The 12,598-nt window shown below is 64.3% G+C and carries 11 protein-coding genes; 8 read left to right on the top strand and 3 right to left on the bottom strand.

From position 1 onward, the window contains the following. Nucleotides 1-15: 15 nt before the first annotated feature. The 7 genes from efp to DFR29_RS18715 all read left to right on the top strand — a co-directional run bounded on the left by efp (nt 16) and on the right by DFR29_RS18715 (nt 8,856). Nucleotides 16-582, top strand: a complete 567-nt coding sequence (efp, locus tag DFR29_RS18745) for an elongation factor P (protein ID WP_133820161.1) — start codon at nt 16-18, stop codon at nt 580-582. Nucleotides 583-682: 100 nt separating this feature from the next. Next, nucleotides 683-2,011: a TRZ/ATZ family hydrolase gene (locus DFR29_RS18740; RefSeq protein ID WP_243746107.1), complete on the top strand. Its 1,329-nt coding sequence runs from the start codon at nt 683-685 to the stop codon at nt 2,009-2,011. Between the two features lie 24 nt (nt 2,012-2,035). Beyond that, nucleotides 2,036-2,746 carry a bifunctional 2-polyprenyl-6-hydroxyphenol methylase/3-demethylubiquinol 3-O-methyltransferase UbiG gene (ubiG, locus tag DFR29_RS18735; protein WP_133820159.1) on the top strand — a complete coding sequence of 237 codons (711 nt, stop codon included), beginning with the start codon at nt 2,036-2,038 and terminating at the stop codon, nt 2,744-2,746. Continuing rightward, nucleotides 2,743-3,417: a phosphoglycolate phosphatase gene (gph, locus tag DFR29_RS18730; RefSeq protein WP_133820158.1), complete on the top strand. Its 675-nt coding sequence runs from the start codon at nt 2,743-2,745 to the stop codon at nt 3,415-3,417. The genes ubiG and gph overlap by 4 nt, the downstream gene beginning before the upstream one ends. Then, nucleotides 3,414-4,250: a hypothetical protein gene (locus DFR29_RS18725; RefSeq protein WP_133820157.1), complete on the top strand. Its 837-nt coding sequence runs from the start codon at nt 3,414-3,416 to the stop codon at nt 4,248-4,250. The genes gph and DFR29_RS18725 overlap by 4 nt, the downstream gene beginning before the upstream one ends. 162 nt (nt 4,251-4,412) lie before the next feature. Continuing rightward, nucleotides 4,413-5,381 carry a GTP cyclohydrolase FolE2 gene (gene folE2 / locus DFR29_RS18720; protein ID WP_133820156.1) on the top strand — a complete coding sequence of 323 codons (969 nt, stop codon included), beginning with the start codon at nt 4,413-4,415 and terminating at the stop codon, nt 5,379-5,381. Between the two features lie 553 nt (nt 5,382-5,934). Then, a complete protein-coding gene (locus DFR29_RS18715) occupies nt 5,935-8,856 on the top strand; it encodes a TonB-dependent receptor domain-containing protein (protein WP_133820155.1) in 2,922 nt (973 codons plus the stop codon). A 107-nt stretch (nt 8,857-8,963) separates the two neighbouring features. Here the strand turns inward: DFR29_RS18715 and DFR29_RS18710 are convergent, their stop codons facing one another. Genes DFR29_RS18710 through yidD form a run of 3 tightly spaced genes read right to left on the bottom strand, consistent with a single transcriptional unit; the run spans nt 8,964 to nt 11,448 of the window. Continuing rightward, on the bottom strand, nt 8,964-9,833 hold the full coding sequence (locus tag DFR29_RS18710) for a M23 family metallopeptidase (protein WP_166654206.1): 870 nt from the start codon (nt 9,831-9,833) through the stop codon (nt 8,964-8,966). 20 nt (nt 9,834-9,853) lie between these two features. Further along, on the bottom strand, nt 9,854-11,188 hold the full coding sequence (locus DFR29_RS18705; RefSeq protein ID WP_133820153.1) for a dihydroorotase: 1,335 nt from the start codon (nt 11,186-11,188) through the stop codon (nt 9,854-9,856). 2 nt (nt 11,189-11,190) lie between these two features. Further along, nucleotides 11,191-11,448 carry a membrane protein insertion efficiency factor YidD gene (gene yidD, locus DFR29_RS18700; protein ID WP_133820152.1) on the bottom strand — a complete coding sequence of 86 codons (258 nt, stop codon included), beginning with the start codon at nt 11,446-11,448 and terminating at the stop codon, nt 11,191-11,193. A gap of 112 nt (nt 11,449-11,560) precedes the next feature. Between yidD and dksA the strand changes: the two genes are divergently transcribed. Then, entirely contained in the window at nt 11,561-12,595 is a 1,035-nt protein-coding gene (dksA, locus tag DFR29_RS18695) for an RNA polymerase-binding protein DksA (RefSeq protein WP_133820151.1), read from the top strand. Nucleotides 12,596-12,598: the final 3 nt, after the last annotated feature.

Raw genomic sequence — 12,598 nt, 5'->3', positions numbered from 1 at the left:
TTGCAGGAGCGACCCATGGCCAGCTATGGCATGAATGACGTCAAGAACGGCATGAAGATCATCGTCAACAACGAGCCGTGCGTCATTACCGATACGGAATATGTCAAGCCGGGCAAGGGACAGGCTTTCACCCGCGTGCGCTACCGCTTCATCAAGTCCGGCCGTGTGGTGGAACTGACCATGAAGGCGACCGACGCGCTGGAACCGGCCGACGTGATGGATACCGACATGGAATACCTGTATTCGGACGGCGAGTTCTGGCACTTCATGCACCCGGAAACGCATGAACAGGTCGGTGCCGAGGCGGGCGCGATGACGGAAGCGTCCAAGTGGCTCAAGGGCAATGAAATCTGCGTGGTCACCCTGTGGAATGGCGCGCCGCTGATCGTGGCGGCACCGAACTTCGTCGAACTGGAAATCGCCGAGACCGACCCCGGCGTGCGTGGCGATACCTCGGGCGGCGGCGGCAAGCCGGCCAAGCTCGAAACCGGCGCCACGGTGCGTGTACCGCTGTTCGTCAGCCAGGGCGAAAAGATTCGTGTCGACACGCGCACCGGCGAATACGTCTCGCGCGTCAAGTAAGCATCGTTGTGCTGCTCAGCAAAGGGAAACCGGGCTTGCCCGGTTTCCCTTTTTCGTATCCGCCCCCATCATGCGCGGATCGCCAAGGCAGGAGTCGGGTGTGACCGAACACGGCAAGATCGATCTGTTGATTGAGGCACGCTGGGTGGTTCCCGTGGAACCGCACGCTGTCGTGCTGGAACACCATGCCGTGGCAGTAACGGCTGGGCGCATCGTCGATGTGCTGCCGATTGCCGCAGCGCGGGCCAGGTACGCGGCGCGCGAGACCTGCCGCCTCGACGAACACGTGCTGATGCCGGGGCTGATCAACGCGCATACGCACAATCCCATGACGCTGATGCGCGGCATCGCCGACGATCTGCCGCTGATGGCCTGGCTCACGGAACACATCTGGCCGGCCGAGGCGCGGGCGATGAGCGCCGAGTTCGTCCGCGACGGCGTTGAACTGGCCATCGCCGAGATGCTGCGCGGCGGTACCACCTGTTGCAACGAGAACTACTTCTTCCCTGACGTGCAGGCCGGCACCTACAAGCGCCACGGCTTCCGCGCCCTGGTCGGCCTGCCCATCATGGAATTCCCCAGCGCCTGGGCGCGCACCCGCGACGAGTATTTCGACAAGGCGCTGCAGGTGCACGACGAATACCGGGGCGACCCGCTGGTCGGTACCTCGTTCGCGCCGCATGCGCCGTATACGGTCAGCAACGAAAGCTTCGAGCGCGTGCGCATGCTGTCGGACCAGCTCGACATCCCCGTGCATATCCACGTGCACGAGACCGCGCAGGAAATCGAAGACTCCCGGCGCGAGCACGGCGTGCGGCCGATGACCCGTCTGCAGGGCCTGGGCATTGTCAACGACCACCTGATTGCCGTGCACATGACCCAGCTGGACGAGGCGGAAATCCGCCTCTGCGCCGAAGCCGGCGTGTCGGTGGTGCACTGCCCCGAGTCCAACCTGAAACTGGCCAGCGGCTTCTGCCCTACCGAAGAGCTGCGCCGGGCCGGTGTGAACATCGCCCTGGGTACCGACGGCTGCGCCAGCAACAACGACCTGGACATGTTCGGCGAAATGCGCACCGCCGCGCTGCTGGCCAAGGGCGTCGCGCGCGACGCCAGCGCCTATGACGCGGCCTTCGCGCTGCGCACGGCCACCTTGAATGCAGCAAAGACGCTGGGCTGGGGCGAGCGCATCGGCTCGATCGAACCAGGCAAGTCGGCCGACCTGACCGCCGTGCGTCTGGATGCGCTGGAAACCCAGCCCGTGTTCAACGTGATTTCGCAGCTGGTTTACGCCTGTGGCCGGCATCAGGTCAGCGACGTCTGGATTGCCGGCGTGCCCAAGCTGGTTGCCGGCATTCTGGTCGACATGGACGTGCCCGCGCTGCGCGCCAGGGCGCGCGAATGGGGCGAGCGCTTGCGCAGCCAAGGCTAGGAATCCGTTTGTGAGTATCGATAAATGAATACAACGGTAGAAAATGTGGATCGGGCCGAGACGGCTAAATTCGACCGTCTCGCCAGCCGATGGTGGGATCCGGACGGCGAATCGCGCCCGCTGCATGACCTGAATCCGGTGCGCCTGGCCTATGTGGCGCAACGTACGCCGCTGCGCGGCGCGCGCGTGCTCGATGTCGGTTGCGGCGGCGGTCTGCTGAGCGAAGCGCTGGCTGCGGCCGGGGCGGAAGTGACCGCGATCGATCTGGCTCCCGGCGTGCTCGACGTGGCACGCCTGCACCTGTTCGAATCGGGCCTGCAGGTGGATTACCGCGAGATCAGCGTCGAGGCGCTGGCGCAGCAGCTGCCCCAGCACTTCGACGCGGTCACCTGCATGGAAATGCTGGAGCACGTGCCCGACCCGGGCAGTGTGATCGAGGCCTGCGCCCGCCTGCTCAAGCCCGGCGGTCGCTGGTTTGCCTCCACACTGAACCGCACGCCGCAGGCGTTTGCCCTGGGTATCGTCGGCGCCGAATACCTGCTGCGCCTGCTGCCGCGCGGCACGCATCACTATCGCCAGTTCATCAGGCCCAGCGAAATGGCCGCGGCCCTGCGCGCGGCCGGACTGGAGCTGGAACACCTCAGTGGCCTGGACTACAACCCGCTGACACGCCGCGCCAGTCTCAAGACGTCGGTCGCGGTGAACTATCTGGTCGCTGCGGTAAAGCCCGCATGAGATTGCTTGCGCGCGAACTGGATGCCGTGCTTTTCGACCTCGACGGCACCCTGGTGGATTCCGCTCCCGATCTGGTTGCCGCCATGCAGCGCCTGTGTCGCGAGCTGGGCCAGGCCGACCCCGATGCCGACGGCGTGCGCGCTGTCGTATCCAAGGGCGGTCGCGCCATGCTGCGGCGTGGCCTGCCCGGGCTGGACGATGCGCGCTACGACGCCTTGCTGCCGCGCTTTCTCGACCTCTACGCAGCCGATATTGCCCAGCTGTCGCGGCCCTTCGACGGTGTCGAGGCACTGATCGCCGCGATCGAGTCGCGTGGTGCGCGCTGGGGCGTGGTTACCAACAAGCCCGGCTGGTTGGCGCGTCCGCTGCTGCAGCAACTGGGCTGGAGCCAGCGCAGTGCAGCCCTGGTCAGCGGCGATTGCCTGCCGCTGAAGAAGCCCGATCCGGCGCCCATCCTGCATGCCTGCGAGCTGGCCGGCATTGCGCCCGGGCGCTGCATCTATGTCGGCGACGATTTACGCGACATCCAGGCGGGCAGGGCGGCCGGCATGTTCACTGTGGCGGCGGCCTGGGGCTATCTCGACGGCGAAGACCCGCAGGACTGGGCCGCCGACTGGGTGGCCGAATCGGCCGAGGATCTGCGCAGCGCGCTGGAACTGTCGCCCGCATGAGCGAGGCCGATGCGGCCTTTGCCAGTTTCGTCGCGAAACTGGAGCAGGCTTATCCCGAGTTTCGCGTGTTGCGGCCGTTTCTGGCGCGGCGCGGCGTGGCCGAGCTGGCGTTCGAGGGCATCAGCCACGAACTGAGCCAGGCCGTCTTCCATCTGCCCGAACTGTCGATCGCACTGAACAAGCTGCAATGGTGGGGCGAGGAGCTTGCGCGCTGGGGCCTGGGCGAGGCACGTCATCCGCTGACCCGGGGCTTGCCGCCGCAAGCCGCCGCCGCGACCGCCGCCAGCGCCGCCAGCGCCGTCGCGGCCTTGCAGCGCGCCGCGACCCAGGCACACGACGCCGTACCGGCCAGCGATTTCGACAACCAGCTGGTGCTGCTGCAGCCGGCTTTCGCAGCAATCGAATCGCTGCGCGCACTGCTGCTCGGCCGCGCGGTTGCGCCGCAGGCGAGTGCGCGTCTGGCGGCCTTGAGTCATCTGCTGCGCCAGTTGGCCCGATTGCCGCTGGTGGAAAACCGCGAAGCACCGGCGCTGCCCATGCAATTGCTGGCAAGGCACCAGCTGGCCCGCATCACGCTGACCCAGCCCGGGGCTGCGCGCGAGGCGGCAGTGAGTGAACAATTGGCCAGTATTTCAGCGGCCTTGGCTGGCCTGTCCACCAGCGGGCTGGAACATATGGACTGGGTCAGCCGGGTCCGCTGGCGCTGCGAACAGTGGCGTGCCAGGCCGGTTGCCGGCTCCGGCGATGCGTTCCCGACATTGTGGGGCCGGCTCAATCGTGCCCCCTGGTCCCTCAGCTGGCATGCCTGGCGCGAGTTGCGCCGCGGCGGCTGAAACGCCCTGTTAAGCTATTGAGCCGCGACGATCCGGCCCCAGTTGCTGTGGCGTTCGCTGTACGACAGCAGTCATTGCGAGCGGTCTTGCCCCGGTCCGCTGCACTCTGGTCATGCCGCGCTGCGCCAGGCAGTCCGGCTCTCGCGTTTGCAAGGATTTCGTATGCGCCCTACCGAAAATGCCGTCCGCTCCCTGCCCGACGTGGCCAAGGAAATGCAGCCCCATGTCGCCGGCACCCTCGACTGGGTCGGCATGGGCGAGATCGAAGTACCGGTCAGCATCAACAATCCCGATGGACGCACCGTGCAATCGGGCGCGCGCGTCACTGCGTATGTAAACCTTACCGATCCCGATGCCCGCGGCATTCATATGTCGCGGCTGTACCTGCATGTGGACAAGTCGCTGTCGAACGAGCCGCTGACGCCGTGTTCGCTGCGCCGCCTGCTCAAGGATTTCCTCGACTCGCATACCGGCCTGTCCGACCGGGCGCTGGTACGTATCCGCTTCGATCATCTGCTGCGCCGGCCGGCCCTGGTCAGCGACAACAGCGGCTGGAAATCGTACCCGATCGTGTTGACGGCACTGATGGATCGCGGCCAGTTCAGCCTGGAAATCGGCTACGAAGTGGTCTATTCCAGCACCTGTCCGTGTTCCGCCGCGCTGGCGCGCCAGCTGATCCAGGAACGCTTCGGCCAAGACTTCGCCCGCGGCAGGCCGCTGGATTACGACCAGATCGTCGCCTGGCTGGGCAGCGAACAGGGCATCTGCGCCACGCCGCACAGCCAGCGCAGCTCGGCCGAAGTGCGGGTCAAGCTGTTACAGGGCTTCGAGCTGCCCCTGATCGAGCTGATCGACTGTGTCGAACAGGCCCTGAAAACGCCGGTACAGACTGCGGTCAAGCGCGTCGACGAGCAGGCCTTCGCCCGCCTCAACGGCGAAAACCTCATGTTCTGCGAAGACGCGGCGCGCCGGGTACAGCAGGCGCTGGACGCGGACGAGCGCATCGTCGATTTCTGGGTGCGCGCCTCGCACTTCGAAAGCCTGCACCCGCACAACGCCGTCGCCGTGGCGACCAAGGGCGTAGCGGGTGGCTATGCCGGCGGCATGGATGCGTTTGCCGCGCTGCGCTGAATTTTTAGCTACTTATTGCTTTTTCAATTTATAGCCGCACTGCGGCTGCGCAAGCGGCTGCCTCGGCGTAGCCTGCGCGTTGCCAAAATTGCGCAGGTGAGTGCGCGAAACCTCTCCCGTCTTTTCGACAAAACCTCGCCAGGCCAGCGACTTGCGTGGTCGATCGCGAATTTCTGCGGTGCCGCAGCTGATTGTGAGGGTTGCGTCAAAAAATCGTAACCCGTATATCGCTCGGGCGGTCTGAGCCGACTCTTTACTGCCTTGAGCATCGTACGAGCTATTTCGTAGCTCGCCTGCGGTCTTATTGGCAACGACGACGGCGTGTCGTGGTAAACGCGCATCTCGCGCAAACTACGATTTCCTTCGTAAGGTTTCGCAAGGCCGCACCTCCCGTTATTGTTGCGCGGGGGAAGTTCCAACTGCTGCATTGTCAACACCACGACCAAAAGCACTCGTATGGCACCGGCTTTCAGGGGCGGCGGCTACAGGGTGACCTGGGGATCGGGATGGATGCGTTCGTCCCGAAAAACACCTTTGAGCAGGAGAGTTACGAATGTCATGTGATCAGAATCTGCTTGTGCGGGCTGTACGTTTCGCTCTGGCCAGCGGTGCGGTCGGCGTTGTCGGCCTTGCACCGGGCTTTGCCTTTGCGCAGTCGCCGGCCGCCGCCGACGAGCCTGCGCAACTGGAACGCGTGGAAGTGACCGGCTCGCGCATCCGCAAGGTCGATCTGGAAACCGCGCAGCCGGTGCTCGTCATCGATCGCGCCGAAATCGAACGCCAGGGCTTCCAGTCGGTCGCCGACATCTTGCAGAACGTTTCCGCGACCGGTTCGCCGACCATCAGCCGTGCCCAGCCGCTGAGTTCCGGCGAAGCCGTCGGCGGTTCCTTCATCAGCCTGCGCAACCTGGGCGCCAATCGCACCCTGATCCTGGTCAACGGCAAGCGCCTGGGCATCACCACTGGTGGACTGCAGGACATCTCGGTGATTCCGACCGCGATGATCCAGTCGGTCGAAATCCTCAAGGACGGCGCTTCCTCGGTATACGGTTCCGACGCGATCGGCGGCGTGATCAATTTCATCACCCGCAGCAATTACGAGGGCATGGAAGCCAACGCCTACTGGGGTCAGTACGGCGAAGGCGACGGCGACATCGAGAAGTACGACATGGTGCTGGGCTACAAGGGCGACAAGGGTTCGCTTCTGGTCACGGCCGAGTACAGCGACGAGCAGAAGGTCCAGTCGTCCGACCGCGACTTCAGCCGTTATCCGCGTTCGCACCTGCATCCGTTCCTGGGCTGGACCACGGTCAGCCAGTGGGGCGCCATCACCACCGGGGGCACGCGCGTGCTCGATCGCGGTGCAGACCCGTATAACTATGCCAATTTCCACCCGGTCAACGGTTCGGCGCCCGACGGCGACGTGAGCAATACCAACTCGCAGACCGACCTGCGCACGCCGCAGTCGACCAAGACGCTGTTCGTCAGCGGCGACTACAACATCAACGAAGCCGTCCGCTTCAAGGGCGACATCCTGTACAGCAACCGCGACGCAGCGCGCCAGGTTGCTGGCTATCCGTTCCAGAGCATCGCGTTCCCTGGCACGCAGATGTCCCCCAACAGCTACTACAACCCGCTGGGCAGCTGGCACGGCAACACCAATACCAACCCGATCAACTGGCTGCGCCGTACCTGGGAGGTGCCGCGCGTATCCGACAGCGATCTGGATACCTTCCGCGTCACCGCTGGTCTGGACGGCTCGTTCAATTTCGCCGACCGCACGTTCGATTGGGACGTGGGCTACATGTACAACCAGAACAAGCTGGTGCAGAGCAACTACGGCAACCTGAACCTGCCACGCGTCGCCGCTGCAGTCGGCCCGTCGTTCCTCAACGCAGATGGCCGCGTGCAATGCGGTACTGCCGCCGCGCCGGTCAGCTTCGCCAATTGCGTGCCGTGGAACCCGTTCCTGCCGTTCGGCCGCGAAGGCGACGGCAGCCTCTACAACAACCAGGAACTGCAGGATTTCCTGTTCCAGGAAGAGCATTCCACGGGCAAGACCGAAACCAAGGTGTATTCGGCCAACGTGACCGGCCCTATCGTTGCGCTGCCGGCCGGCGATCTGTCGTTTGCGTTCGGTGTGGAACACCGCAAGGAAAGCGGCGAGTTCATTCCTGACGCGCTGTCGCAGACCGCGTCGTCGACCAATCTCGCGTCCAAGCCGACCAGTGGCAGCTACAAGGTGCAGGAGGTCTATGCCGAATTCTTCGTGCCGGTTCTGCGCGACGTCGCCTTCGCCAAGGACCTGAGTCTCAGCGTCGCCACGCGCTTCTCCGACTACGACACCTTCGGCAATACCACCAACAACAAGTTCGGCTTCACCTGGAAACCGATCGACCAACTGATGTTCCGCGGCACCCGCGCCGACGGCTTCCGCGCGCCGACCATCGCCAATCTGTACGGCGGCGGCTCGCAGACGTTCTCGTTCTATACCGATCCCTGCGACACACGTTTCGGCGCGGCGACCAATAACGCGAGCGTGCGTGCGCGTTGTGCCCAGGACATCGCCAACGCTGCCACCTTCCGTCAGCTGCAGCAGGGTTTCGTGCCGACAACAGTAGCCAATGCGCAGACGCCGCTGGCCTTCGTTTCAGGTTCCAACGCCAACCTTGTGCCGGAAGAATCCAAGTCCAGCACTTTGGGCGTAGTCTGGAGCCCGACGTTCTCCGACGGCCTCAACATGAGCCTCGACTGGTGGAAGATCAAGGTCGAAAACACCATCACCGCCGATACGCCGACTCAGAAGCTCAACGACTGCTACGTGGAAGGCATCGCCGCCCGCTGCAATGACTTCACCCGCGATCCGATCACCGGCATCGTCGATACGCTGGTCTTCCGCGTGCGCAATGGCGGCTATGAGGAAACGCAGGGCTTCGATTTCGATCTGTCCTACCGCCTTCCCACTGAAAGCTGGGGCAATTTCAACCTGGTCTGGCAGAACACCTACGTCAACAGCTATGAGTTCAAGAGCAGCAACGACTCGCGCGTAAGCCCGAGCCAGCAGAACGGCTTTGCCGTCACCGCCAACAGCAGCGCCAGCTTCCGCCTGCGTTCCAACATCACACTGGGCTGGGACAAGGGCAGCTTCGGCGCCAGCTGGAGCACGCGCTACTTCTCCGGCCTGAAGGAAACCTGCCTCAACGCGGCGGCCTTCCCCGACGAGTGCAGCAACCCGGGCTATATCGCCGCGAATCCGGCCGATTCGCGTGCGATCAACGAAATCGGCTCCAACACCTTTCACGACCTGCAACTACGCTGGAAGGCGCCCTGGAACGCAACGATCTCGCTCGGCGCCAACAACGTGTTCAACCACCAGGCGGCGCCGATCTACTCGCAGCCCAGTGCCAATGTGTCCTACTACGGCGGATTCGACATCGGTCGCTTCTACTACGTGAAGTACCACCAGCGCTTCTGACCGGGACCGCGTTGCTCGTGCAAGTCGAAGGCCCCGCCTGGCGGGGCCTTCTTTGGTTTTGCTTGTGGAAAAATCGGGAAGCGGCTACGCCTTGCTGCCGGCTTTTCTCAGCGCGTGGCGGCAGGCGTCAGCAGTTCCGGATCCAGCCGCACATCGAACCAGTTGAACCCCCAATGGACATGTGGTCCGCTGGCGCGTCCGGTTGCACCGGCCGCGGCGAATACCTGCCCTCGGGTCACTTTGTCGCCGGCTTTCACATCGATACGGCTCAGGTGCAGGAAAGAACTGCTCAGGCCATGGCCGTGATCGATCAATACCGTGCCGCCGGTCAATATCAGGTCGCTCGCAGCAAAGCTGACGATTCCTGCGGCCGGCGCCTTCACCGGCGTGCCGGTGGGTACAGCGATGTCCAGGCCATAGTGCGGTGACTTGGGCACGCCGTTGTCGATGCGCTGGCTGCCGTAGACGCCGCTGATGCGGCCCTGGACCGGGCGCTGGAAGCCGGCAAGATAGTCGTTGCGGTCGTCGTCGCGCTCCCGCGCCTGGCTTACGCGCGCCTGCTGTTCGGCGATGCGCTTGGCCAGTTCCGGATCGGGCGTGACGGTGTGCTGCGGCAGGCCGTTTACTTTTTCAATCTTGTACTGGCGCTGGGTCACTTCCAGCGTATGCCGCTCGGTCTTGCCGCCGGGCTTGCGGATGACGACTTGCAGCTGCGCCGACGCATCGCGCTCAATGCCGAACACGTAGCGGCCGTCGGCGCCGACACGGGACTGGCGTTCGCCGACGCTGACTTCGCTGCCCGGTTCGGTCTGCGCGGCCACCAGCTGGCCTTGCTGTACGCGCGATGGCAGCGCCGTTGCAGCTGCCGATGGAGTGGGCTGCGGCTTTGCCGGTGCCGGCGCAGCCGCCAGGGCAGTGCCGTGGGCGAGCAGCAAGGGCAGGGCAAGCAGGGCGGCGCCGCGAACCTGCGCCCGCAGCACGGGCGAAACGACAGGCCTCATCGATCGAACGCCAGGCGCTCGCCGCGTACGCTGTCGTCGATGCGAATGCCGTCCCAGACGCGCCGTCCGTTGACCCAGGTCGAGGCAATGCTGGAGCGGAAGGTATGCCCTTCGAACGGCGACCAGCCGCAGCGCGACAGCACTTCCTCGCGCTTCACCGTATGCGGCTTGTTCGGATCGACCAGCACCAGGTCGGCCTTGTAGCCCTCGCGCAGATAGCCACGTTCGGCCACCTGGAACAGTTGCGCCGGTGCGTGGGTAAGGCTTTCCACGATGCGTTCCAGCGGCAGGGTGCCGGCGAAATGCTGTTCCAGCGCGCATTGCAGGGCGAACTGCACCAGCGGCAGGCCGGACGGTGCCTGTTCGTAGGGCAGGGCTTTTTCCTCGATGGTATGCGGCGCGTGGTCGGTGGCCAGCACGTCGATGCGGCCGTCCCTGAGTGCCTCGATGATGGCCAGGCGATCCCTTTCGGACTTGATCGCCGGGTTGCATTTGATCTGGTTGCCCAGCGTGGCGTAGTCGCGTTCCGAAAACTGCAGGAAGTGGATGCAGGTCTCCGCGGTGATGCGCTTGTCCTTGAGCGGGCCGGGCTGGAACAGAGCCAGTTCCTCGGCCGTGGTGATATGCAGGATATGCAGGCGCGTGCCATGGCGGCGTGCCAGGCTCACGGCCAGCGTGGACGACTTGAGGCAGGCTTCGCGCGAGCGGATGTACGGATGGCGTTCGACCGGAATGGCGCCGTTATAGAGTTCGCGCTCGCGCGCGAGGTTGGCGTCGATGGTCGGCGTGTCTTCGCAATGCGTCACGATGATGGTCGGTGCGTCGCGGAAGATCGCGTCCAGCGTGTCCGGGTTATCGACCAGCATGTTGCCGGTGGAGGCGCCCATGAAGATCTTGATGCCGCAGGCGGCGCGCGGGTCGAGCGAGCGGATCACTTCGAGATTGTCGTTGGTCGCGCCCAGATAGAAAGCATGGTTGGCGGCCGACTTGGCCGCGGCGCGGACATACTTGTCTTCCAGCGCGTCCAGCGTCGTCGTCGTCGGCTTGGAATTGGGCATCTCCATGTAGCTGGTGATGCCGCCGGCGACTGCAGCGCGCGATTCGGTGGCGAAATCGGCCTTGTGCTCCAGGCCCGGCTCGCGGAAATGCACCTGGTCGTCGATCATGCCGGGCAGCAGCCAATGACCGGCGGCGTCGACGACGCTTTCGCCGGCCTGTGCCGCCAGTTCGCCGGCAATGGTTTCTATGCGTCCGTCGCGCAGACGCACGTCGGCGACGTAGCGCCGCCCTTCGTTGACCAGCTCGGCATTGCGGATCAGCCAGTTCGTCATCGTCATTCCTTGGATGGTGGCGGTGGCGGCTGTCGCCGCAACGTGAAGTGCTCGGGTACGTAGTCGAAACCGCCGGCGCTGAAGGGGTTGCAACGCAGCAGGCGCCAGGCCGCCAGCAGCGAGCCACGCGCGGCACCGTGCCGGCTCACCGCAACGCGCGCATAGTGCGAGCAACTGGGATGATAGCGGCAGCGTGCGCCGAACAAGGGACTGATCAGGCGCTTGTACAGGCCAAGCAAATAGAGTATTAGCCGGGTCACGGAGGCGAAAAGCGAAGGACTTGGCTTGCGCGCTGCGCAAGTTTCCGGCGGTTGCCGGTGCTGGGGACTTAGGCTATAACACGCCGCCGCCTAGCCACAACGGTGAACGGAAATGGCGAAAAGCACGGGAAGTACGGCTAAGACAGTTGCCGCCGCGAGCAAGACGTCCTCGGGTGCCAAGGCGGCGCTGAAGTCAGCAGTTCCAGCCAAGAAGAGCGCTGCCAAATCGGCGGCGCCGAAGAAAATGGCTGCCAAGCCGGTCAAGCCGGCAGCTAAGTCTGCGAAAGCGGCCAAGCCCGCCGCGGTTGCGGCCAAGGCGGTAGCGAAAGGCGGCGGCAAGCCTGCGCCGAAACCATCCGCCAGCAATGGCAAGAATGTAAAATCGACAGCTGTAGCGAAACCCGCGCCTGCCGCCGTCAAAAGCAAGACCGAGGCTGCGCCAGTTTCCGCAAATGTGAAACAAGCGACGCCTACCATTCCGTCGGCCGCCAGTTCGGCGGCAAAGCCGGAAGCAGCGAAGAAACCCGCTGCCGCCGTGAAGCCGGAGCCCGTCGCCATCGCGGCAGCTGCGGTAGCCAGTGCGACACCCGAAATACCAGCCCCTTCCAGCAAACCGACGAAGCAAGTGATCACAGAAGAAAGCAAAAAGAATTCGCGCAAAGGTGTCATCACACCGACCGCCTCCGAAGCCGGTATCACGATGGAAGGTGGTCGCTATGCGCTCGCCGCCACCACGAATATCGATCTGCCGCCGGGTTTCCGTCCGTCCTCGGACGAGGAATACATGAACCCGATGCACCTGGCTTTCTTCCGCAACAAGTTGCGCGACTGGCGCGACCAGTTGGTGGAAGAATCCAAGCAGACCATCGACAACCTGCGCGAAGAAGTGCGCGATATCGGCGACGAAGCCGAACGCGCGACGCGGGAAACCGAAAACTCGCTGGAACTGCGCACGCGCGATCGCTATCGCAAGCTCATTGCCAAGATCGACAAGGCGCTCAAGCGCATCGAAGAAGGCCGCTACGGCTATTGCGAAGAGACCGACGAAGACATCGGTCTGGAGCGGCTTGAAGCACGTCCCATCGCCACGTTATGCCTGGACGCCCAGGAGCGCTGGGAACATCGCCAGCGCCAGATGGGCGACTGAAGC

Origin of the sequence: Tahibacter aquaticus (genome assembly GCF_004363655.1) — a bacterium.
Taxonomy (GTDB): Bacteria; Pseudomonadota; Gammaproteobacteria; order Xanthomonadales; family Rhodanobacteraceae; genus Tahibacter; species Tahibacter aquaticus.
The sequence above is the reverse complement of the archived record's forward strand: the minus strand, read 5'-3'. Positions and strand labels throughout refer to the sequence as shown.